The following is a 21847-nucleotide window of genomic DNA, read 5'->3' as shown; positions in this document are numbered from 1 at the left end:
TCCGGAATGAAATGTCCGAACCTGTGGTTACGCTGAGTGGTCCCCGCGCACTCGCGCGATCTCTCCCTCTCTTCAGTGCCTTGGAGGCCGTATGTCTGCCGTCGACACCGGGTCGATCACCACGCCCCCTCCCGCGCGCAGCGGCGAGATCGCCCGCAGCGACATGCGCGTGATCTGGCTCCTGCTCGTCGCCGCGTTCGTCGCGATCCTCAACGAGACCACGATGGGCATCGCGATCCCCCATCTGAACGTCGATCTGGGCATCCCGCCCGAGCTCGGCCAGTGGCTGACGAGCGCGTTCATGCTCACCATGGCGGTCGTCATCCCGACGACCGGGTTCATCCTGCAGCGCTTCACGACCCGTCAGGTCTTCATCGCCGCGATGATCTCGTTCTCGCTCGGAACCCTGGTCGCCCTCGTGGCGCCCGGCTTCGAGATCCTCCTCGCCGGCCGCGTCATCCAGGCCGCCGGCACGGGCATCATGATGCCGCTCCTCATGACCACCATCATGAACGTCGTCCCCGCCCAGTCGCGCGGACGCATGATGGGGCGCGTCGGACTCGTCATCTCGCTCGCTCCCGCGATCGGACCGACGCTCGCCGGTGCGGTCCTCGAGACGCTCCACTGGCGTGCGCTGTTCGCGATCATCCTGCCCATCGCGCTCGTCTCGCTGCTCATCGGCGTCAAGTGGATGACCAACCTGGGTGAGACCCGAGTGGTCCCCCTCGATGTCGTCTCCATCCCGCTCGCCGCTCTCGGATTCGGCGGCATCGTCTTCGGTCTCAGCCAGTTCGGCGGCGAAGGCGGATCCGGCGAGACCGCCGGTGTCGTCGCTCTCGTCGTGGGTGCCGTCGCACTCGCGCTGTTCGTGTGGCGCCAGCTGGTGCTGCAGCGGGTCGACGACGCACTGCTCGACCTGCGCGTGTTCCGCTCGGCGAACTTCACGTTCTCGGTCGTCATCATGACGATCCTCGCGCTGTCGATGTTCGGGACGCTGACCCTTCTGCCGCAGTACCTGCAGAACGTCGCCGGCCTCAACGCCCTCGAGTCCGGCCTCATCCTCCTTCCCGGTTCGGTGCTGATGGGTCTGCTCGGCCCCATCATGGGTCGGGTGTACGACGCACGCGGCACTCGCCCGCTGCTGATCCCCGGAACGATCCTCGTGTCGGCCGCGCTGTTCTACTACTCGACCGTCGGCGAGCACACCGTGTGGTGGGTCCTCATCATCGTGCAGGCGGCCATGTCGGTCGGACTCGCGATGTCGTTCACGCCGTTGTTCTCCGCGTCGCTCGGGTCGCTGCAGCGTTCGCTGTACTCACACGGCTCCGCTGTGCTGAACACCCTCCAGCAGGTCGGTGGCGCGGCGGGCGTGGCGGTGCTGACGGTGACGTACTCCGCCATCCTGCACGCCGGAGAAGCCGAAGGGCTCCCCACGGCGGTCGCCGGTGCGCCGGGTGCCCGCATGGCATTCCTCATCGCCGCGATCATCTCGCTGGCTGCGGTGGCGCTGAGCCCCTTCGTCCGCAAGCCGGCAGACGACGTCTCCGGCGGAGCGCACGGCGGGCACTGATCGTCCCGCTGCGGCGGCTTCTCCTGCTACTGCGTCTTCGGCGCAGGGAAGTGGCAGACGCCGCCGCTGCAGTACCCGGCGGCGTCGTCATCAAGCAGGTTCGGAGTTCCGGTCAGCGGCTGAAGCACGGTCGGTGCGTCCTGCTCGGCGGAGTCCTGTGTCTTGGCCATCATTCGATCGTACGCCTGTGGCGACGGCATGGCGCGGAAATGCGGCGGCGGCCGGGGGGCGGCTGATCATCAGACGTTCTGCCCTACGGTGGACGAGTGCTCAAACGACTCCTCGCCCGCTTCTTCTGGGCAGTCAGCCGCTGGACCCTCACCGCCGAGGCCACTCCTCAGAGACCCACCATCCTCATCGGTGCGCCGCACACGTCCAACTGGGACTTCGTGCTCATGCTGGCGATCGCGTGGAGACTGGGCATCGAGGTGCACTGGCTCGGCAAGAACAGCCTGTTCCGCGGGTGGCGGGGTCCGATCATGCGTCGTCTCGGCGGCATCGCCGTGGACCGCGCCGACCCGGCGCGGGTCGTCAACGACGTCGTGGAGCAGGTCCATTCCGGCGGCGTCTTCGGCCTCGTGATCACGCCCGACGGCACTCGCGGGGGCAACGAGTACTGGAAGTCCGGCTTCTATCGGATCGCACGAGAGACCGGGATGCCGGTGACTCTCGGTTTCGTCGACCGCACCACGATGACCACCGGACTCGGCCCCACGATCGAGCTGACGGGGGACGTCGCCGCTGACATGGACAGGATCCGGGCGTTCTACGCAGACAAGGCCGGTCTCCGTCCCGAACGCCGCACCGTGCCGCGGCTGCGCGAGGAGCACGCGAACGGCGACAGCTGACAACGCCGTCTCAGGCCGAGTCCTCCTGCTCGATCTCCGACCGGGCCTCGGAACGGGCGTACTCCAGATCGTCGTCGGACAGCGTCTCGGCCATGCCGACCACAGCCCCGGTGATCGTCCTGATCTCATCCCGCGTTCGCGCGCCGAGGTGCGGCGCGGTATCTCCGAGCACCTCGACTCGCGCCTCGAGCGACAGCCCGGGCCACCACTCGCGGATCGGTGGAAGCGTCATCCCCTGCTCCTCGAGTGCATCTGCGCAAGAGTCTGGACAGACTCCGAGCGGTGCCGCAAAACTGACTGCATGGAACCCGACCACCGATCTGCACCGTCGAGCGAGCTCGACGACCGACGAGACGGACGCGACGAGACTCGGAACGAGCGCGCCGACCGCAACTGGGAGGAGCTCCTGCAGGAGCTGCGAGTGATGCAGACCGGTACGCAGATCCTCACCGGATTCCTGCTGGCCGTCGCCTTCACTCCCCGCTTCGAGGACATGGACGAGGTCCAGAGGGATCTGTACGTGGTGCTGGTGGCACTCGCCGCGCTGGCGACGATCCTGGCGCTCGCGCCGGTGGGCATGCACCGGGCGCTGTTCGGTCGCCGCCGCAAACCCGAACTCGTCCGGGTGGCCGCTCGGATCGTGAAGATCGACCTCGTGGCGATCTCCGCACTGACGATCGGTGTGACCACCCTCATCATCGACTTCACCGTCGATCGCGCCGCCGGGCTCATCGCGCTCGTCTCCTCACTGGTCGCCGTCCTCCTCCTCTGGCTCGTCCTCCCGCGCCTGGTCCGGCGAGAGGCCGAACGTACGCGGGAGGACGAACGAGAGTGAGACGTCAGCTCAGCTGGTCGCGGGAGTGCGGTTCTCGGCACTCACCATCCACGCGAACTGCTCCAGGCTCTCGAGCACCGCGTGCAGGATGTCGGCCGACGTGGGGTCTTCCTCGTCGACGGCATCGTGCACGTCGCGGATCGTCCCGATCGTCGCCTCGAGGCGCGCGGTGATGAGGTCGATCGTGTCGGTCGTCGAGACCTCGCCCATCGGGAACGCGGGAAGAGAGGTCGATTCCGCGATCGTGTCCGTGCGTCCGTCGGGCACCGCGTGCAGTGCCCGCATCCGCTCGGCGACCGTGTCGCTGAACGTGCGCGCGGCGTCGATGATCTCGTCGAGCTGACGGTGGGTGTCCCGGAAGTTGCGTCCGACGACGTTCCAGTGTGCCTGCTTGCCCTGTAGTGAGAGCTCGATCAGGTCGACCAGCACGAGCTGCAGGTTCGCGGCGAGGGTGGGCGACGCCGTGAATCCCTTCTCGGCGTTCTGCCTTCTCGTCGTCTTCGCTCCGCGCTTGGATGCGGTGCCGGTCTTGGACGCGCTCTTGGACGTGCTCTTCTCAGCCATGAGTCCTCCTGGGGTTGGAAACTGCGAGATTAGCTCCGCTCGCGGCCCGTATCGAGGGGGTTGACAGTCCCCCCGGTCTCATCAGATCGTGGCGCAGTGACGAAATCAGAGAGAGCACAGACCGAGATCGACGACCACGCATCGGATGTGGTGATCGGCCCGACCTCGGAGTCGGATGCGGGTGAGGTGCTCACCCTGCAACGCGCGGCGTTCGTGTCGGAGGCGCAGATCTACGGCAGCGCCGATATGCCCCCGCTGACCCAGACGCTCCCCGAAGTGGAGGCCGAGCTGCGTTCCAGCAGCGGCCTCGCGGCGCGCAAGGACGGACGGCTGGTCGGGGTCATCCGGTTCGTCGAGGACGACGGCGTGCTACTGATCGGCAGGATCGCGATCGCGCCCGACATGCAGGGAGAGGGCATCGGGCGCACGCTGCTCGACGCGGCCGAACGCGCGTCGAGCGCGGATGTGGCCGAGCTCTTCACCGGCAGTCTGAGCGAGGCCAACATCCGCCTGTACGAGTCATGCGGATACGAGGAGGCCGAGCGCGTGCCGCAGGGCGACGGAACCGAGCAGGTGTTCCTGAGAAAACCTCTGCGTCAGGTGTGAGACCCCTCTGAACGGGCGCGTCGGGTTGAATCGTCCCGCCGAGTGCGGAATCGTGGCCCGTCACGCCGCACCCGCGTCGTGACCGCAACCGGAAGGAGAGTCCTGTGCTCACCCTCACCGATAACGCCACCGCAATCGTGAACACCCTCGTCAGCCGTCAGACCGACGCTGACGACGCCGGGCTTCGCATCCACTCCACGCCCGCCCCTGGACCGGATGGGGGTGCGCGCCTCGCCGTCCTCGTGACGCCGGACCCGGAACCCGACGACCAGGTCGTCGAGGTGTCGGGCACCCGACTCTTCCTCGATGAGACCGCCGCAGCCGCGCTCGATGACAAGGTGCTCGACGCCGGCGTCGATGACGAGGGATCCGTGTCCTTCGCCGTGCTTCCGCAGGTCTCCTGAGGAGATCCGCCACCGGGTGCCGCGGCTCATCGAGCCGCGGCATCCGTGCGTCTGGGACTGCCGCGCATCCGCCTCGCGTAGGTTAGACGGAGACCCGTGATCGTCGCGGATCCAGAAGGACCGTTCCCCCGCATGAAGCTGGCATTGCTCCGTCGCTACGTCGTCCTCGCTGAGACGCTGCACTTCCCCCGAGCCGCTTCCCAGCTGGGCATTCCCCTGGCCTCCCTATACACCTCTCTCGACAAGCTCGAGGACGAGGTCGGACACACGCTGATCAATCGCGAAGGGACGCCGCGACTCACGAACGTGGGAGAGCTGTTCCTCGCCGAAGCGCAGGCGACCGTGGCCGCCGCTCCCCCGCCCGCGCCGAAGACGGCGGGCCCGGCGGGCGGCAAGGCCAAGGCGTCCAAGGGCAAAGGTCGCGCGCCCATCGTGAAGGGTCAGCCGAAGCCCTACAAGAAGCGTCAGGGTCGCTGAGCCTCAGCGTTCGGTGACCTGGCCGCTCTCGACGGACCACCGCCGATCGGTCTGGACAGCCTCCAGCATCCGTCGGTCGTGCGTGACCAGCAGCAGAGTTCCGGTGTACGACTGGAGCGCCTGCTCGAGTTGTTCGATCGCCGGCAGGTCGAGGTGGTTGGTCGGCTCGTCGAGGACGAGCAGATTGACTCCCCGCGCCTGCAGCAGCGCCAGTGCCGCCCGCGTGCGTTCACCCGGTGACAGGGCTTCGACGGAACGCGTGACGTGGTCTGCCCTCAGACCGAACTTCGCCAGCAGCGTGCGCACCTCGGCCGACGACATCTCGGGCACGAGAGCCTCGAACGCATCGGCGAGCGCAGAATCGCCGATCAGCAGCGACCGAGCCTGGTCGATCTCGCCGATCTGCACGCTGCTCCCGAGCGCCGCGGTCCCCTCGACGGGTTGCTGTCGTCCGAGGAGCCCACGGAGCAGAGTCGACTTGCCGGCGCCGTTGGGACCGGTGATTCCGATGCGGTCGCCGACGTCCACCTGCAGAGACAGCGGCCCCAGCGTGAACGCGCCCTGCTGGAAGACCGCCCCGTTGAGTGTCGAGACCACGCTGCTCGATCGGGGCGCAGAGCCGATCGTGAACTCCAGCTGCCATTCCTTGCGCGGCTCCTCGACCTCGTCCAGTCGTGCGATCCGGCTTTCCATCTGACGCACCTTCTGCGCCTGCTTCTCACTCGACTCCGTCGACGCCTTGCGCCTGATCTTGTCGTTGTCCGGAGCCTTCTTCATCGCGTTCCGGACGCCCTGGCTCGACCATTCTCGCTGGGTGCGCGCCCGCGCGACGAGGTCCGCCTTCTTGTCGGCGAACTCGTCGTACTTCTCCCGCAGGTGCCGACGCACGACGGCGCGTTCCTCGATGTAGGCGTCGTAGCCGCCCCCGTAGAGACGATTCGATCCCTGGGCGAGATCGAGTTCGAGCACGCGGGTGACGCTGCGAGCCAGGAACTCGCGGTCGTGGCTGACGAGAACGACGCCGCCGCGGAGACCGCGTACGAACGCCTCGAGGCGCTCCAGCCCATCGAGGTCGAGGTCGTTGGTCGGCTCGTCGAGGAAGACGATGTCGAACCGCGACAGCAGCAGTGCGGCGAGTCCGACGCGAGCCGCCTGGCCGCCGGACAGGCCGGTCATGAGCGCGTCCTCCGCGACGCCGCTCGTGCTCGGGAGTCCGAGGTCGGCGAGCACCGCAGGGATGCGCTCCTCGAGATCGGCGGCACCGCTCGCGAGCCACCGATCGAGCGCCTGAGAATAGGTGTCGGCGGGGTCCGTGCCCGCCGGGGCGAGCGTGGGATCGCCGAGCGCCGCTGCAGCGGCATCCATCTCACTCGTCGCCGTCGCGCAGCCCGTGCGGCGCGCGATGTATCCCGCCACCGTCTCGCCGTCGACGCGCTCATGCTCCTGAGGCAGCCAGCCGACGAAAGCGTCGGTGGGCGCGAGCGAGATCGACCCGCCCATCGGCGCATCCACACCGGCGAGCAGGCGGAGCAGAGTCGATTTCCCTGCGCCGTTCGCACCTACCACGCCGATGACGTCACCGGGAGCGACAGTCAGGTCGAGGCCCTCGAAGAGGATGCGGTGGCCGTAGCCGCCTGCCAGGTTCTGGGCGACGAGGGTGGCGGTCATCAGACCAGTCTGTCAGGCTCACGGCTGGTCCACGCCCGCCCCGGCCCGGTGACCGTCAGGCCACGGCGCGGAAGAAGAGCGAGAACCAGAGGATGAAGAAGGCGACCTGAGCGAGCGTGCCGAGGATGCCGATCACCATCGCCCACCGAGCGAGGCCCCGGCCGGACTCGGTGTTCCCGGGAGCGTCCAGCTGTCGGCGCGCGAAGATCGACAGGATCACACCCGCAAGAGGGATCACGAACGCGGCGATGAAGCCCACCAGGGCGAGCAGGTTCGTCTTGGCCTGAGCTGCATACTGGGTCACGAGATCAATATAGAGCGCGACTCTCGTCAGACCGTCGTGTGCGCGTCACTCACGAGGGTCACGTCATAGCCTTCCGCCGCCTCGCGCTGCATCGTGGTGCGTACGCAGAAGTCGGACTGCGCGCTGGTGATCAGTCAGTCCCAGTCCAGGTATTCCTCGATGATCACGCCGGTCTCGATCGGGTGGTGCATCGGGAACAGGTGGTCGCCGGCGATCGTCTTGATGCTGGAACGGTCAGGCATCGTGGCCTGCAACGCCTCGGCAGTGGCGGCCGGGGTGTCGGTGTCTTCGGTTCCCTGAACGATCAGCACGGGGATCGCCGGTGCGACGGCGATGTCGACGTCCTCGACGCCGAGCAGCAGCAGACCGTTGGCCCGGTCGCTGTGCGCTGCCACGAGGGCGCGTGCGATCGTCCCACCGAAGCCATGACCGCCGACCCAGGTGTCCTCGATTCCGACGTGATCGATCACGTCGATGACGTCGTCGACACGCTCGTCGAGCGAGGCATCGGATGCCGCGCGGTGGCCGATCCGCAGCACATGGAAACCCGCCTCTTCGGCGAGATAGTGCGCGGCGACGCCCAGCACGTCGGCGGCGAGTCCCTGCTCCTGGATCAGAACCAGCTTGACCGGACCGTCTCCCTCATCCACGAAGGGGATCGCGCGGCCCTCTGGCTCGAAGATCTGGGTATCGGTCATGGGCGCGCGGCTCCTCGTTCGGATGTCAGGGATCGCTTTCCAGCGTAGTCGAGCCCGTCGGCGGAGATCGGCCCCGCCCCACCTCAGGCGCGCAGGGGCGTAGAGTCAGGCCAGGAGCTGACTCTGGTTCCCCGAAGATGGGAACCCGTTGTCAGACACGACACGCTCGTCCGTCCATACCCCGACCTCCGGCCCGGAGCTTCTGACCCTCGGCCTGCTGGCGAACTCCTCGATGGAGAACGAACGGCGCCTCCCGATCCATCCCCGCCATCTCGACCGCATCGACGCGGATGTGCGCGCTCGCATGATCGTCGAGCACGGGTACGGCGCCGACTTCCAGCTGGAGGCCGGCTATGTGGAGTCCCGCGTGGGCCGGGTCGCCGCGCGGTCTGACGTGCTCGCCTCCGCTGACGTGCTGCTGCTGCCCAAGCCGCAGCTCGCGGATGTCGCCGAGATCAGCGCTGGCGGCATCCTGTGGGGCTGGCCGCACTGCGTGCAGGACGTCGCTCTCACGCAGACCGCGATCGACAGCCGTCTCACGCTGATCGCCTTCGAGGCCATGAACCACTGGACCCCGCAGGGAGACATGAGCCTGCACGTCTTCCACAAGAACAACGAGCTGGCCGGCTACTGCTCGGTCATCCATGCGATGAGCCTCGTCGGCTCGACCGGGGACTACGGCCCGCGCCTGCGCGCAGTCGTCATCGGCTTCGGGGCGACGGCACGCGGCGCGGTGACGGCATTGAATGCTCACGGGGTGCACGACATCGAAGTCCTCACTCAGCGCGGGGCGGCCGCCGTGGGCTCCCCCATCCACAACTCGCACCTCACTCAGCTGAACACCGACGACGGCCCCACGCACCTCAGCGAGGTCGAGACGGAGGACGGCTCCGTGCTGCTCCCCGACTTCCTGGCGACGTACGACATCGTCGTGAACTGCACCCTGCAGGATGTCGCGGCGCCGTTGACGTATCTGCGCACCGAGGACCTGTCCCGTTTCGCCTCGGGCAGCCTGATCATCGATGTGTCGTGCGACGAGGGCATGGGCTTCGAGTGGGCGACCCCGACGACCTTCGACGAGCCGATGTTCACGGTGGGTCAGGGCGTGAACTACTACGCCGTCGACCACAGCCCGTCGTATCTCTGGAACTCGGCCACGTGGGACATCAGCGAAGCTCTCCTGCCTTTCCTCCGCACTGTTCTCGAAGGCCCCGACGCGTGGGCCGAGAGCTCGACGCTCACACGCGCGATCGAGATCCGCGACGGAATGATCCAGAACCCGAGCATCCTGAGCTTCCAGGGACGATCGACGGATTACCCGCACGCCCTGGCGGTGTGACGCGCGCTAGATGTTCCGTTTGAGCCCGACGTGGGCCGTCTGGTAGCCGAGCCGGGTGTAGAACGCGCGGGTGCGATCCCGAGCCTCGTCTGTGGTGATCTGTGACAGCGTCGCCCCCCGCGCACGACCGAACTCGTGCGCCCACTCCAGCATCGCCGCGCCCAGGCCCCGTGATCGCTCCGCCGTCGCGACACGCAGTCCCTCGATCTGCAGTCGGGTCGACCCGCCGCGAGAGAGCCCCGGGATGACGGTCAACTGCATGGTGGCGACGATGCGGTCGGCGCTGTCCCGGACGACCCCCAGGTAGTTGGATGCGTCGCGGATGACGGCGCGGAAGCCCGCCTCGTATCGGTCGAGTTCGACACTCTCACGGTCTGCACCGAATCGATCGTCCGACAGCAGCGCTGCGATCGCCTCGATGTCATCCCGAGTCGCCCGCTCGACACGGAAGGTTCGGCCCGCCACCTGCAGTCGTCCCCGCACTGAGGACCGCGCGTCGGCCTGCATCCTGGCTACGAGCAGGTCGAGCCATCCGCCGACATTGGTGCGAGCCTCTGCGGTGTCGGGATAGCGGCATCTCAGGTGCAGACCGGACTCGTCCAGGATGAACCACAGCATGACGCCGTCGGTGTCGGTTGCCGCGCTGACGTACTGGGCGTCGAGCCCGACGGAGTCGATCCGCACGGGCAGCCTGCGCAGATCCAGCCACGAGATCGCGAACATCCCGGGAGCCACCGGCATCCCACCCCACGGTGCGAGCACATCTGCGAGCGGCCACGCACCGAGTTGTACTGCTTCCTTGACGGCCGCTGCTGCAGCGTGCGGTTCGGCGAGCTCCGATTCGAGGACGGAATTCGTGATGAACCAGCCGACCGAGTCATGCCAGTCGTCCTCGAAGCGACTGTGCACGGGGAACACGGCTCGCAGCGCAGTACCCGCGACTTCGCGCGTCACCGCAGTCATCGCGACGACCGCAGATGCGAGCGTGGAGACGCCATCGTCACGGGCCTGCGCGGCGAATGCCGCGGCGTCGTCGACATCGAACACATCGCGCACTTCCACGCGCTCGCGATGCGGCTCGGGTGCGCCCAGCGACAGGGGGAACTGCGGCATCACACCGCCGCTGTCCGCGATGATCGCTTCCCATCGCCGCCGCACGTGGTCCGGTGCAGGGTCCTTGTCCAGCAGCGCCTGCGTGTGTTCGACGAATGCCGGCGCCGACCTCAGCGTCGACATCGGTTTCGCGCCCGTCTTGCCCGCGTCCAGCGCGGACAGCAGATCGCGCACGATCACGAGCATCGACCACATGTCGACGTGCGCGTGGTCCGCCGCGATCACGACCGTGAGCCCCGCAGCGGTCTCCAGCACGCACAGCCGATGGGACGGACGTCCGTATGGGGAGCACTCCGCGTCGAGGATATCGCGCAGCGCGTCATTGACCGCCTGACCAGGGCCCACCTGATGCTCGACCCAGCTTCCGGGGCTGATCTCGATCTCGTGAAGCGTCGGATCGCCGTCCGCACCACGTGCGAAGGCCGATCGCAGCGTGCCATGTCGAGCGACGACAGCCAGCCACGCATCCGCGATCGATTCACGATCGGTCTGTGCGGGCAACCGGAACGACAGAGCCATCCAGGAGCCGGGTCGGTCACCCGCCCCGACATGCAGTCGCTGGTCGAACGACACGGGCAGGGGTCGTCCGAGCGCGGACGCGCTGACGTCGTACCCCCAGAGCCGTCCGAAGGGGAGGCGGAGGTGCGTGACGTTGGTCAGTCGCATGGGTAGCACCATATCGTCCGGATAACCTGATCACTCAACACGACTGCCCGAGCAGACTCGCTCAGTCATCGATCGAGGAGCCTGATGCCCACCTTCGAGGTACCCGGAGCCGAGCTGGCTGTCGCCCTGAGCGATGAAGGCGGGCACCCCGTCGTCCAGCTGCATGGCCTCACGTCGAGTCGGGCCCGCGACCGGGTGCTCAATCTCGACCTCGGTCGCGGACTGAGCGGAACTCGACTCCTGCGGTACGACGCACGCGGCCATGGCCGTTCGACCGGGCGGAAGGTTGCCGACGACTATCGCTGGCCGAACCTGGCGGATGATCTTCTGCGGTTGCTCGATCATTGGTTCCCCGGCGAGCGCGTCCACGGGGTCGGCCCCTCGATGGGTGCCGCGACCCTTCTGCACGCTGCGTCGCTCGAGCCGGACCGCTTCACCGGACTCACACTCATGGTGCCGCCCACCGGGTGGAAGACCAGACCCGATCAAGCGGATATCTACCGAGCCGCGGCTGCGCTGATCGAAGCCGATGGTGTGGAGGCGTTCCTCGCCGGCACGCGCGGATCGACGCCACCCCCGGCCGCCGTCTCGGCACCGGAGACATGGCCCGACGTCGCCGATGCCCTTCTGCCGTCGTTGCTTCGCGGTGCAGCGCTCAGCGACTTGCCCGCCCCTGAGGCGGTCGCAGGGATCGATGTGCCGACGACGATATTGGCCTGGGTGGACGACCCCGGCCACCCGCTGTGGACCGCAGAATCCCTTGCCGAGCTGCTCCCGCACGCGACCCTGGCGGTCGCCCGCACTCCTGAACATGTCGAAGCCTGGCCCGAGCTCTTGAGTCAGGATGTCGAGCGTCGCAGCTAGACCGGCTGTGCGCGCCGAGTTCGCTCGCGACTCCACAGCATGGCGATCATCGCCCGTCGCTGTGACGCTCGTATCCGCACCGACCGCGCAGTGATATCTTCATGCGGTGAGGCCAGAATTCGGGGATACCGCAGACGCGACTTTCGCCGTCACCCTCGTGGTGGACATGCCGATCACCAAGCTCCATGCGCTGGACGTCATCGCTTTCGCGGCGGACAGCGCCATCCGAGACGCCCGCACCGCGTCCCCTCGGGTACCGCTGTCGCCCGACGCCTGGGCAGAGGTGCAGATCCCACGCTTCGCCGATCCGCCGCCGATCGCCATCGACGTCTGCTCTGACGCAAGCGTCGACGTCGCGAGCGCTGCCGCCGACCGCCTCACGGAGGCACTGATGCAGGTCGGCTGGACCGTGCGTGCTCGACGTAGCGACGAGATCTGATTCGCACCCCGCGGCTTCGTACGCGCCGGTGCCGATCTCCTCAGCACTCGGGCAGAACCTCGCTCAGTTGTTGAAACGGAACTCCACGACGTCGCCGTCCTGCATGACGTAGTCCTTGCCCTCGAGGCGCGCCTTGCCCTTGGAGCGGGCTTCGACGACGGACCCGGTCTCGACGAGGTCGTCGAACGAGACGATCTCAGCCTTGATGAAGCCCTTCTCGAAGTCGGTGTGGATGACTCCGGCGGCCTGCGGCGCCTTGGATCCCTTGGGGATCGTCCACGCGCGCGCCTCTTTCGGGCCAGCCGTGAGGTAGGTCTGCAGTCCGAGAGTGTCGAAGCCGATGCGGGCGAGCTGGTCGAGACCGGACTCGTCCTGCCCGGTCGACGCGAGCAGCTCTGCGGCATCCTCGGGGTCGAGGTCGATCAGCTCGGACTCGATCTTGGCGTCGAGGAAGATGGCCTTCGCCGGGGCGACCAGCGCGGCGAGCTCCGCCTTGCGGGCGTCGTCGGTGAGCACGCCCTCGTCGACGTTGAAGACGAAGATGACCGGCTTGGCGGTGAGGAGTCCGAGCTCGCGGATCGGCGTCAGATCGATGCCCGCGACGGACAGCAGCACACCACGCTCGAGCGCATCCTTCGCCGCGTTGGCGGTCTCGAGGACGACGGGCTCGATCTTCTTGCCGCGCACCTCCTTCTCGTACCGCGTGATCGCCTTGTCGACGGTCTCGAGGTCGGCCAGCATGAGCTCGGCGTTGATGGTCTCCATGTCGGATGCCGGATTGACCGCACCGTCCACGTGCACGACATCGTCATCTGCGAACCCGCGCACGACCTGGGCGATGGCATCCGCCTCGCGGATGTTCGCGAGGAACTTGTTGCCGAGTCCCTCTCCCTCGCTCGCGCCGCGCACGATGCCGGCGATGTCGACGAACGACACCGCGGCGGGCAGGATGCGCTCGCTGCCGAAGATCTCGGCGAGCTTGTCGAGACGAGGATCGGGCAGGTTCACCACCCCGACGTTCGGCTCGATCGTCGCGAACGGATAGTTCGCCGCGAGCACGTCGTTCTTGGTCAGAGCGTTGAAGAGGGTGGACTTGCCGACATTGGGCAGGCCGACGATTCCGATAGTGAGAGCCACGGGGGTCGAGTCTACCGGTCGCAGATGCGCAGCCCCTGCGGGTGTCGGTGTCAGGCTCGCACGGCGCGGAACGCGTGCGTCACGTAGGGCAGGTCGATCGTCCCCTCACCGTCGAGTCCGAGCTCGTCGAACAGCGCGTCCATCTGCCGTGTGATCTCTGAGCGTTCGTCGTTCGACGCCGCGATCAGGTAGCTGCGCGAGCGCGCCATCTGATGCAACTGCGTCCGGTTCATCGCCCGGGTCCACTCCCACTGCTGCTTCTCAATCCCCGTGAAGGGGGCCTCGATGCGCGGGCCGTCGGAGCCGGGTCCGTTGACCATGTCCTCCGCCGGACTGCTGTGCATGATGTCAGTGAGACGGCGCACCCAGTCCGCGCGTTCGTCGCGGATGTTCCAGATCAGCCCCAGCACTCCCCCGGTGCGGACGACTCGTCCGAGTTCGAGGGACGCCGCAGACGGCTCGACCCAGTGCCAGGCCTGACCCAGCACGGCGGCGTCGAGGCTGGCGTCGGGCAGCGGCATCCGTTCGGCTGTTCCCTGGAAAGTCGGAACACCGGGAACGCTGCGCCGCAGTGTCGCAAGCATGGCGGCGTCCGGATCCACGGCGACGACCTCGGCATCCGGGGCCTGCGCGAGCACACGTGTGAGCTTTCCGGTGCCCGCGCCCACGTCGGCGATGCGACGGGAGCCGTGAGGCATCGGATCGAGCATCCACGACACGGCCTCGAAGGGATACTCGGGTCTTCCCGCCTCGTAGTTCGCGGCCTCGGCGCCGAAGGATGTCGCTCGGTCGGTACTCATGTCGCCAGCCTACGGCGCGTCATCCTGGAGCGTCTCGGATGCCGGGAGAGAGTGGGGATGTGCCACTGGATTTTACCGCAATCGACTTCGAGACGGCGAACTCCAGCCCCGCCTCGGCCTGCTCCGTCGGCCTCGTGCGGGTGCGCGACGGCAGGATCGTCGCCACCGCCGGATGGTTGATCCGCCCGCCCGCCGGTCACGACGAGTTCCAGGAGTGGAACACCAAGATCCACGGCATCCGCGCCCACGACGTGATCGACGCGGCCACCTGGGCCGATCAGTTCGACCGCCTGTGCGCCTTCGCCGGCGCCGACGTGCTCGTGGCGCACAACGCGGGCTTCGACCTCAACGTGCTCCGCCGGGCGTCCGAGGCCACCGGCGGCGACTGCCCGCCGTATCGCTCGCTGTGCAGCCTGCAGGTGGCTCGCAAGACCTACGACATCGAGTCGTACCGACTCCCGAAGGCCGCAGAGGCTGCGGGCTTCACCGGCTTCTCGCACCATGACGCGCTTGCGGACGCGCTCGCGTGCGCCCACATCATCATCGACGCCGCTCGCCGACACGGCGCGTCCGACGTCTTCTCCCTGGCGGATGCATTGTCGCTGCGAGTGACCGAGCCGGTCCTCGCCACCCCGGAGCGCGCGGTCGCCTGAGTCGCACCGGACGAATGTCCGTGGCCGAGCGCATCATGGAGCACATGGATGCTCTCACGCTCGTTCTTCTCCTGGTCGCGCTCGCGGCCGGCGCCGCCGTGGGGTGGTTCCTCCGCGGATCGCGCGGAGCAGCAGACCTCGCTCGCGCCGAGGCCGAGCTCGCCGCAGCTCGAGACGATCGCGACCGACAGTACGACCTGTATCGGGATGCCGTCGAGCACGCGAGGCTCGAGCAGCGCGCCGAGGCGCAGCGGGTGCAGCAGCAGAATGCGGTGCTCACCGCTCTCGCTCCCGTGCGCGAGAGTCTCCAGCAGATGCAGCAGAAGGTCTCGGCGATCGAGCAGGAGCGTCATGCGCAGTTCGGATCGCTCGCGGAGCAGCTCAGGCGCGCGCAGGAGTCCGACGAGGCGTTGCGCTCGACGACCGAGTCGCTCGCCGGAGCACTGCGCTCGACCGCCACACGAGGGGTCTGGGGTGAGACGCAGCTGCGACGGGTCGTCGAGGCCGCAGGGCTGATCCGACACGTCGACTTCGATCTGCAGTCCAGCATCTCGTCAGACCGGGGTCAGGGACGGCCCGACATGGTGATCCGTCTCGCCGGCGGCACATCGATCGCGGTCGACGCCAAGGTTCCGCTCGATGCCTACCTCGAGGCATCGGCACTGCCGATCGGGGACGCGCATGAGACACAGCGTCGCTCCCACATGCAGAAGCACGTGAAGGCCGTTCGCGCGCACGTGGACGCACTCGCGAAGAAGGCGTACTGGACGGGCCTCGACGCCAGTCCTGAGTTCGTCATCTGCTTCCTGCCGAGCGAGTCGCTGCTCGCCGCAGCCATCGACGAAGACCCGACGCTGCTGGACTACGCATTCACGAAGAAGGTGGCGCTCGCGTCCCCGGTGAATCTGTGGGCCGTGCTCAAGACCGTGGCCTACAGCTGGACGCAGCAAGAGGTGTCGACCGAGGCGCGCGCACTGCTGAATCTCGGCACCCAGCTCTACGACCGACTCGGCGTCCTCGCGGGGCACGCCGACGATCTGCGCCGCGCACTCGAGCGCACGGTCGACAGCTACAACAGATTCGCGGGTTCGCTCGAGAGCCGTGTGCTCGTGACGGCCAGGCAGTTCCCCGGAATCAGCGCGTCGACGCTCGACTCCGCCCCACCGGCGATCACCGCGCAGACGCGACGCTTCACCTCGGCAGAGCTCATGAGCGGCTCCGGTGCGGAGATCGGCTCCGAGCTCCGCATCCCCCATGCTGCTGACGATGCGTCCGCTGCGCCGGGTACGTCGATCCAGGCCGATGTCGGAGACGTTCGCGGCCGGGTCAGCGACGAATCGGCGAACGCGGATTCAGCATCCCGACCGGTCGAGGCGGAAGAGCCCCGCCGCTGAGATCAGGCGACGCCCGGTACGCCGCTGAGCAGCAGGATCACGAGGCCGCTGGTCACGACGAAAGCTCCGACCATCCACCAGGAGCTGATCTCGTGCCCCTCGTCGAGGCGCTTGCGGAACAGCACGTCCGCACGTCGAGCGGGATCTGAGACAGCCGTCTTGACGACAGGCGCCGCCGGAGTCGCGATCGGCAGAGGCACTCCGGCCTCGTCGACGTTGATCCGCATGATCCGGCCGGTCGGCGTCGTCACGATCTTGGTCGGCGTGCCCTGGGAACCATTCGTGTGCTGCGTTGTCATCGGTCTGCCCTCCTGTGCCTGCGGTGCCTGGCGGCTCCGTCGACGGCGACAAATCCAGTGTCAATTGTCACACGAACCCACGAGAAAGCTCGGCTCAGCACCGCACAGGCGGTACCGGGTCGGTAACGATGAGGGGCCCGTTCCCGACCCGCGCGCTCAGGACACGGCAGTCAGAGCCACTTCGAGACGAGGTGCTCCGAGGCGATCCGGCGAAGGGTTCCCGAGGCACCGCGCAGCACGACGCTCTCGGTGTAGATGTAGCCGCCCTCGCGTCGGACGCCGGCCACCAGCTGGCCGTCCGTGACGCCGGTGGCGACGAAGATCGTGTTGTCCCCGCGCACGAGATCGTCGGCCTCGTAGACCTTGTCCATGTCGAGGCCGGCGTCGATTCCGCGCTGGCGCTCATCGTCGTCGCGAGGCCAGAGACGCCCCTGGATGTGACCGCCGAGAGCCTTGATCGCACACGCCGTCACGATTCCCTCGGGGCTGCCGCCCACCCCGACGCACATGTCGGTTCGGGCCGCGTGACGCGCCGCGTTGATCCCGCCGGCGACGTCGCCGTCGCTCATGAGTCGCGTCCCGGCACCGGCATCCCGGATCTCCTGGATCAGCTGCTCGTGACGCGGACGGTTCAGCACCGAGACGACGATCTCGTCCACCGGCTTGCCGAGAGCCCCCGCGAGCTTGCGGATGTTCTCGCCGATCGGCAGGCGGATGTCGACCACTCCGACACCGGCAGGGCCCGTGACGAGCTTGTCCATATAGAAGACGCTGGACGCGTCGAGCATCGATCCGCGATCGGAGACGGCGATGACGGAGAGCGCATTCTGACGTCCTGCTGCGGTCAGCGAGGTGCCATCGATCGGGTCGACCGCGATGTCGCACTCCGGGCCGCTGCCGGTGCCGACCTCTTCGCCGTTGAAGAGCATCGGAGCATTGTCCTTCTCGCCCTCACCGATGACCACTCGCCCCTGAAAGGCCACTGTCCCGAGGAAGGCACGCATCGCATCGACGGCGGCGCCGTCCGCCGCCTCCTTCGCGCCACGACCGATGAACGGAACGGCGCGGATGGCGGCTGCTTCAGTGGCCCGCACCAGCTCCATCGCGAGGTTTCGATCGGGACGAAGGGGGCTGAGATCCGCTGTAAGACTAACCATGCGGTCAGCCTAACCAGTGTGAACGTCTGAAACGGCAGTTTTCGGTCGAGCGACGACGAAGGAATCCCGATTCTTAACACACGGGTAGGAGGGCGTGCTCGCCCGGTCACCGCCGACAGCATCGGGCAGTCAGCCCCGATAGAGTGACTGCTGTCCCGGCTTCCCCAAATCGCAGGAGTTCTCATGCCCGTCGCCACCCCGGATCAGTACGCCGAAATGCTCGACCGCGCGAAGGCCGGCGGCTTCGCGTACCCGGCTTTCAACGTCTCGAGCTCGCAGACCATCAACTCGGTCCTCCAGGGCCTGACCGAGGCAGGTTCCGACGGAATCATCCAGGTCACCACCGGCGGCGCCGACTACTTCGCCGGCCACACGGTCAAGGCCCGCGCGACCGGCGCACTCGCCTTCGCGCGCTTCGCGACCGAGGTCGCGAAGAACTACCCGATCACCGTCGCGCTGCACACCGACCACTGCCCGAAGGATGCTCTCGCCGGCTTCGTCGAGCCGCTGATCTCCGCCTCCGAAGACGAGGTCAAGGCGGGACGCAACCCGATCTTCCAGTCCCACATGTGGGACGGCTCGGCCGTGCCGCTCGCGGAGAACATCGAGATCGCCAAGGATCTCCTGCCCCGCATGAAGAACATCAACGCCATCCTCGAGGTCGAGATCGGCGTCGTCGGCGGCGAGGAAGACGGTGTGGCGCACGAGGGATCCAACGATGCCCTCTACACGACGTTCGCGGACGTCGACCAGGCCGTCCAGGCGCTCGGTCTCGGCGAGCAGGGGCGCTACATCGCAGCCCTCACGTTCGGCAACGTCCACGGCGTCTACAAGCCGGGCGGAGTGAAGCTGCGTCCCGAGCTCCTCGGAGAGATCCAGCAGCAGGTCGCCGAGAAGTACAACACCGGCGCGAAGCCGCTCGACCTCGTCTTCCACGGCGGTTCTGGTTCGACCGATGAGGAGATCGCCCTCGCGGTGGCCAACGGCGTCATCAAGATGAACATCGACACCGACACGCAGTACGCCTACACGCGTGCCATCGCGGACTACATGTTCAAGAACTACGACGGTGTGCTCAAGGTCGACGGCGAGGTCGGCAACAAGAAGCAGTATGACCCGCGCGCCTGGGGCAAGATCGCGGAGACGGCCATGGCCGCTCGCGTCGTCGAGTCCACGCGCCAGCTCGGCTCGTACGGCCAGTCCCAGAGCTGATCCAGCCGGACAACGCAGATGCCCCCGACCGAACGGCCGGGGGCATCTCCTGTTTCACGGGGTCATCCACCCGCCGTCTTGGCGACGAAGTCGATGAACGCCGGGTCGTTCATCAGCGGAATCGCGGCGCATACAGACGCCACGAGCAGGGTCACGGCCGCACCGACCAGCGGAACCCACCACGAGAGCTTGCCGGCGCGCAGGCGGCGGATCGACAGGAAAGCGGTGAGCGACCAGCCCACGGCGAGCACTATCGCCGCGACGGTGCCCCAGATCCGGCCCTCAGCGAAGTTGGTGAACTCGCCGTCCACGCCGAGCACCGTCATCATCTGATTCATCGCGGTGGAGAAGTCGAGGTATGACAGTCCTGTCATCACGACATTGATCAGCCCGTAGGCGAGCAGTGCGATGGTCACGAAGCGATCGACGGGACGCGGACGAGCCGCTGCCGATGCGGACGGGACTCGGTCACCGGGAGCGGGCGCGTCCTCGGTCCCGCTCACATCCACAGCCGGCACCTCGCCCAGCGGCGGCAGCCCTGCTGCCCTCCGCTGCTCTTCGAGGGTCGCGATTTCGCCGTACTGAGGACGCTGATCGGTCATTCGGCCATGGTATCCGCCCGGTCTCTGCACGACTCACAGACTGCGGGCGTCAAAAGAATGGCGGCCCCGGAGGAGTGGGGACTCCTCGGGGCCGCGGACTCGGAACGCTGGGGACGCTCGTCATCCAAGTGGGGTGAGGAACGCTGGGGACATTCCTCCACCTGTAGCGCCGATTGCACAGACGACTACACCTCACATGTTAGGAAAGCGCGTGCCCGAGCACCAGAGGCACTTCTTCAGATAGTGAAGAGCATCAGACGGGCGACACGTGCTGCGTCAGATCGGCGTCGCCAGACGGGCTGCGCCGCCGCCCAGAGCGTCCGCCCCCAACTGCATGGACAACCGCCTCGCCACGAGCTTGAGCTTCCCGAGCAGGCCGCGATCGAAGCGCGGGTGTCCCACAGGAAGCGAGACGGCGAGTGAGGCTCTGACGCTCGGGGCGATCACGGGAACGGCGATGCAGGTGTTGCCGATGGCATACTCCTCGCGGTCCACGGCGAATCCCGGAGAGCGGTCGAGCTCCGCGATCAGCGCACGCCGGTCACTGATCGTGCGAGACGTGAGTTCCTCCAGCGGATGCCGCGAGAGATAGTCGTCACGCTCCTCTCGGCTCAGATCGCTGAGGATCTGCTTGCCGAGCGCCGTGGCATGCGCGCTCGAATCCAGACCCACCCACAGATCGAGCCGAGGACTGCGCGGGGCATCCACGATGTCGATGAGGTGCACTTCGCCGTCCTGATAGCGGGACAGGTATGCGGAAGCACCCACCTCGTCGGCGGTCTGACGCAGGGCCATGCGGACATGCGCGAAGAACACGCCCCCGGCGTCGGACTGCAGCCGGAAAGCGGGGAAGTTCTCGCCGAGGACCAGACCGTCGGGCTCGCTCACGAGATACCCCTCATGCACCAGTGTGCGCACGAGGTTGTAGGTCGTGCCCGGGGTGAGGCCGGTTCGCATGGCGAGAGTCTTGACCGGCACCGGGCGCGGAGAGTTCGCGACCATGTCGACGAGTCGGAGCGCGCGCTGCACCGAGCCGATCAGCGTCGGCGCCGCCTCTGTGGCGGCCACCGTCAGGCGTTCCCGCTGGAGGAACGGCCTCCCAGCGCACGCGCGTCTCGCTGACCCGCGGCATCCTGTCGCAGCTCCTTGGGCAGGGAGAACATGAGGTCCTCCTCCGCCGTCTTGACCTCTTCGACGTCGCGGTAACCCGCTCCGTCGAGTGCGTCGAGGACCTCGCGAACCAGCACCTCGGGCACGGAGGCGCCGGAGGTGACACCGACCGTCGCAACGCCGTCGAGCCACTCCTGCTTGACCTCTTCGGCGTAGTCCACGCGATAGGCGGCCTTCGCGCCGTATTCGAGCGCGACCTCGACGAGGCGCACCGAATTCGACGAGTTCGAGGAACCGACGACGATCACGAGGTCGGCGTTCGCCGCGACCTTCTTGATGGCGACCTGGCGGTTCTGCGTGGCGTAGCAGATGTCATCGGACGGCGGATTGTGCATCTCGGGGAACCGGGCCCGCAGTCGGTTCACGGTCTCCATGGTCTCGTCGACCGAGAGCGTGGTCTGCGAGAGCCAGACCACCTTCGAGGGGTCCTTCACCTGCACGGTGTCGGCTTCGGCGGGCGAGTTCACGATGGTCACATGCTCGGGAGCCTCTCCCGCGGTGCCCTCGACCTCTTCGTGCCCCTCGTGACCGATGAGCAGGATCTCGAAATCGTCGCGGGCGAAACGTACTGCCTCGCGGTGAACCTTGGTGACCAGCGGGCAGGTCGCGTCGATGGCGTGCAGGCCGCGGTCCGACGCCGCCTCGACGACCGCGGGGGAGACTCCGTGCGCACTGAAGACGACGTGAGCGCCCTCGGGAACCTCGTCGACCTCCTCGACGAAGATCGCGCCCTTCTCCTCGAGCTCGGTGACGACGTGGATGTTGTGCACGATCTGCTTGCGCACGTAGACCGGCGCGCCGTAGCGCTCGAGCGCCTTCTCGACGGCGACCACAGCCCGGTCGACGCCGGCGCAGTATCCGCGCGGAGCGGCGAGCAGAACACGCTTGTTCCCGACGACCGGGTTATCCTGAAGCCGCCCGGCCGCCCCACGTACTCGGGGGATGCGCGGCAGAGGCAGATGAACGGCAGTCGAGGTCACCCTTGAATTCTACCGCCGAGAACCTGAGCAGGAGCGGGAAGGGGCACC

General features: G+C 67.4%; 26 protein-coding genes. 12 read left to right on the top strand and 14 right to left on the bottom strand.

Features of this window, described 5'->3' with window-relative positions:
• Positions 1-91: 91 nt before the first annotated feature.
• Positions 92-1570 (top strand): MDR family MFS transporter, encoded by a 1479-nt coding sequence (locus AB0P11_RS12190; RefSeq protein WP_053095548.1) that lies wholly within the window; start codon positions 92-94, stop codon positions 1568-1570.
• Positions 1571-1596: 26 nt separating this feature from the next.
• On the opposite strand, the gene AB0P11_RS12185 is transcribed toward AB0P11_RS12190, so the two are convergent.
• On the bottom strand, positions 1597-1740 hold the full coding sequence (locus AB0P11_RS12185) for a hypothetical protein (RefSeq protein WP_164481686.1): 144 nt from the start codon (positions 1738-1740) through the stop codon (positions 1597-1599).
• Positions 1741-1836: 96 nt separating this feature from the next.
• Between AB0P11_RS12185 and AB0P11_RS12180 the strand changes: the two genes are divergently transcribed.
• Positions 1837-2418, top strand: coding sequence for a 1-acyl-sn-glycerol-3-phosphate acyltransferase (locus AB0P11_RS12180; protein ID WP_187249373.1), 582 nt, complete (start codon positions 1837-1839; stop codon positions 2416-2418).
• Positions 2419-2428: 10 nt separating this feature from the next.
• Here the strand turns inward: AB0P11_RS12180 and AB0P11_RS12175 are convergent, their stop codons facing one another.
• The gene (locus AB0P11_RS12175; protein WP_285363088.1) at positions 2429-2650 is read right to left on the bottom strand and encodes a hypothetical protein; all 222 of its coding nucleotides are present in this window, start codon (positions 2648-2650) and stop codon (positions 2429-2431) included.
• Between the two features lie 69 nt (positions 2651-2719).
• On the opposite strand from AB0P11_RS12175, the gene AB0P11_RS12170 reads away from it, so the two are divergent.
• Positions 2720-3253, top strand: a complete 534-nt coding sequence (locus AB0P11_RS12170) for a DUF6328 family protein (protein WP_056278016.1) — start codon at positions 2720-2722, stop codon at positions 3251-3253.
• A gap of 9 nt (positions 3254-3262) precedes the next feature.
• Here the strand turns inward: AB0P11_RS12170 and AB0P11_RS12165 are convergent, their stop codons facing one another.
• Positions 3263-3817 (bottom strand): DNA starvation/stationary phase protection protein, encoded by a 555-nt coding sequence (locus AB0P11_RS12165; RefSeq protein ID WP_053095544.1) that lies wholly within the window; start codon positions 3815-3817, stop codon positions 3263-3265.
• 147 nt (positions 3818-3964) lie between these two features.
• Between AB0P11_RS12165 and AB0P11_RS12160 the strand changes: the two genes are divergently transcribed.
• From AB0P11_RS12160 to AB0P11_RS12150, 3 genes are all read left to right on the top strand, one after another.
• The gene (locus AB0P11_RS12160; RefSeq protein WP_363522357.1) at positions 3965-4423 is read left to right on the top strand and encodes a GNAT family N-acetyltransferase; all 459 of its coding nucleotides are present in this window, start codon (positions 3965-3967) and stop codon (positions 4421-4423) included.
• Positions 4424-4527: 104 nt separating this feature from the next.
• Positions 4528-4827 (top strand): Fe-S cluster assembly protein HesB, encoded by a 300-nt coding sequence (locus tag AB0P11_RS12155; protein WP_053095543.1) that lies wholly within the window; start codon positions 4528-4530, stop codon positions 4825-4827.
• A gap of 132 nt (positions 4828-4959) precedes the next feature.
• Complete coding sequence (locus tag AB0P11_RS12150) at positions 4960-5304, top strand: LysR family transcriptional regulator (RefSeq protein ID WP_053099048.1); 345 nt, start codon at positions 4960-4962, stop codon at positions 5302-5304.
• A 3-nt stretch (positions 5305-5307) separates the two neighbouring features.
• Here AB0P11_RS12150 and AB0P11_RS12145 read toward each other — a convergent pair whose 3' ends face one another.
• The 3 genes from AB0P11_RS12145 to AB0P11_RS12135 all read right to left on the bottom strand — a co-directional run bounded on the left by AB0P11_RS12145 (position 5308) and on the right by AB0P11_RS12135 (position 7974).
• Positions 5308-6972: an ABC-F family ATP-binding cassette domain-containing protein gene (locus tag AB0P11_RS12145; RefSeq protein WP_056278010.1), complete on the bottom strand. Its 1665-nt coding sequence runs from the start codon at positions 6970-6972 to the stop codon at positions 5308-5310.
• A 55-nt stretch (positions 6973-7027) separates the two neighbouring features.
• Positions 7028-7276 carry a hypothetical protein gene (locus AB0P11_RS12140; protein ID WP_056278008.1) on the bottom strand — a complete coding sequence of 83 codons (249 nt, stop codon included), beginning with the start codon at positions 7274-7276 and terminating at the stop codon, positions 7028-7030.
• Positions 7277-7410: 134 nt separating this feature from the next.
• A complete protein-coding gene (locus AB0P11_RS12135; RefSeq protein WP_053095540.1) occupies positions 7411-7974 on the bottom strand; it encodes an alpha/beta hydrolase in 564 nt (187 codons plus the stop codon).
• Positions 7975-8206: 232 nt separating this feature from the next.
• On the opposite strand from AB0P11_RS12135, the gene AB0P11_RS12130 reads away from it, so the two are divergent.
• Positions 8207-9313, top strand: a complete 1107-nt coding sequence (locus AB0P11_RS12130; RefSeq protein WP_363522355.1) for a N(5)-(carboxyethyl)ornithine synthase — start codon at positions 8207-8209, stop codon at positions 9311-9313.
• Positions 9314-9319: 6 nt separating this feature from the next.
• Here AB0P11_RS12130 and AB0P11_RS12125 read toward each other — a convergent pair whose 3' ends face one another.
• Positions 9320-11092, bottom strand: coding sequence for a GNAT family N-acetyltransferase (locus AB0P11_RS12125; RefSeq protein ID WP_363522182.1), 1773 nt, complete (start codon positions 11090-11092; stop codon positions 9320-9322).
• A gap of 84 nt (positions 11093-11176) precedes the next feature.
• Here AB0P11_RS12125 and AB0P11_RS12120 point away from each other — a divergent pair, with 84 nt between their 5' ends.
• Both AB0P11_RS12120 and AB0P11_RS12115 read left to right on the top strand, forming a co-directional pair.
• A complete protein-coding gene (locus tag AB0P11_RS12120) occupies positions 11177-11956 on the top strand; it encodes an alpha/beta hydrolase (protein WP_363522180.1) in 780 nt (259 codons plus the stop codon).
• Positions 11957-12062: 106 nt separating this feature from the next.
• Positions 12063-12395, top strand: coding sequence for a hypothetical protein (locus AB0P11_RS12115; protein ID WP_285363091.1), 333 nt, complete (start codon positions 12063-12065; stop codon positions 12393-12395).
• Positions 12396-12458: 63 nt separating this feature from the next.
• On the opposite strand, the gene ychF is transcribed toward AB0P11_RS12115, so the two are convergent.
• On the bottom strand, positions 12459-13532 hold the full coding sequence (gene ychF / locus AB0P11_RS12110; RefSeq protein WP_056277996.1) for a redox-regulated ATPase YchF: 1074 nt from the start codon (positions 13530-13532) through the stop codon (positions 12459-12461).
• 50 nt (positions 13533-13582) lie between these two features.
• Positions 13583-14332: a class I SAM-dependent methyltransferase gene (locus AB0P11_RS12105; RefSeq protein ID WP_363522177.1), complete on the bottom strand. Its 750-nt coding sequence runs from the start codon at positions 14330-14332 to the stop codon at positions 13583-13585.
• Between the two features lie 59 nt (positions 14333-14391).
• On the opposite strand from AB0P11_RS12105, the gene AB0P11_RS12100 reads away from it, so the two are divergent.
• Both AB0P11_RS12100 and AB0P11_RS12095 read left to right on the top strand, forming a co-directional pair.
• A complete protein-coding gene (locus AB0P11_RS12100; protein ID WP_056277988.1) occupies positions 14392-14985 on the top strand; it encodes an exonuclease domain-containing protein in 594 nt (197 codons plus the stop codon).
• A gap of 44 nt (positions 14986-15029) precedes the next feature.
• On the top strand, positions 15030-16379 hold the full coding sequence (locus tag AB0P11_RS12095) for a DNA recombination protein RmuC (RefSeq protein ID WP_363522353.1): 1350 nt from the start codon (positions 15030-15032) through the stop codon (positions 16377-16379).
• 2 nt (positions 16380-16381) lie between these two features.
• Here AB0P11_RS12095 and AB0P11_RS12090 read toward each other — a convergent pair whose 3' ends face one another.
• Entirely contained in the window at positions 16382-16678 is a 297-nt protein-coding gene (locus tag AB0P11_RS12090) for a hypothetical protein (protein ID WP_053095531.1), read from the bottom strand.
• 170 nt (positions 16679-16848) lie between these two features.
• Positions 16849-17835 carry a class II fructose-bisphosphatase gene (gene glpX, locus AB0P11_RS12085; RefSeq protein WP_053095530.1) on the bottom strand — a complete coding sequence of 329 codons (987 nt, stop codon included), beginning with the start codon at positions 17833-17835 and terminating at the stop codon, positions 16849-16851.
• Positions 17836-18018: 183 nt separating this feature from the next.
• Between glpX and fbaA the strand changes: the two genes are divergently transcribed.
• The gene (fbaA, locus tag AB0P11_RS12080; RefSeq protein ID WP_056277981.1) at positions 18019-19047 is read left to right on the top strand and encodes a class II fructose-bisphosphate aldolase; all 1029 of its coding nucleotides are present in this window, start codon (positions 18019-18021) and stop codon (positions 19045-19047) included.
• Positions 19048-19109: 62 nt separating this feature from the next.
• On the opposite strand, the gene AB0P11_RS12075 is transcribed toward fbaA, so the two are convergent.
• From AB0P11_RS12075 to AB0P11_RS12065, 3 genes are all read right to left on the bottom strand, one after another.
• Positions 19110-19649, bottom strand: a complete 540-nt coding sequence (locus AB0P11_RS12075; protein WP_363522173.1) for a DUF6264 family protein — start codon at positions 19647-19649, stop codon at positions 19110-19112.
• 276 nt (positions 19650-19925) lie between these two features.
• Positions 19926-20717: an IclR family transcriptional regulator gene (locus AB0P11_RS12070; RefSeq protein ID WP_363522171.1), complete on the bottom strand. Its 792-nt coding sequence runs from the start codon at positions 20715-20717 to the stop codon at positions 19926-19928.
• Between the two features lie 2 nt (positions 20718-20719).
• On the bottom strand, positions 20720-21799 hold the full coding sequence (locus tag AB0P11_RS12065; protein WP_230100672.1) for a 4-hydroxy-3-methylbut-2-enyl diphosphate reductase: 1080 nt from the start codon (positions 21797-21799) through the stop codon (positions 20720-20722).
• Positions 21800-21847 lie beyond the last annotated feature (48 nt).

The sequence above is a fragment of the Microbacterium sp. NPDC079176 genome, assembly GCF_040686675.1.
Classification (GTDB): domain Bacteria; phylum Actinomycetota; class Actinomycetes; order Actinomycetales; family Microbacteriaceae; genus Microbacterium.
This window is presented reverse-complemented; position numbering and strand designations above follow the sequence as displayed.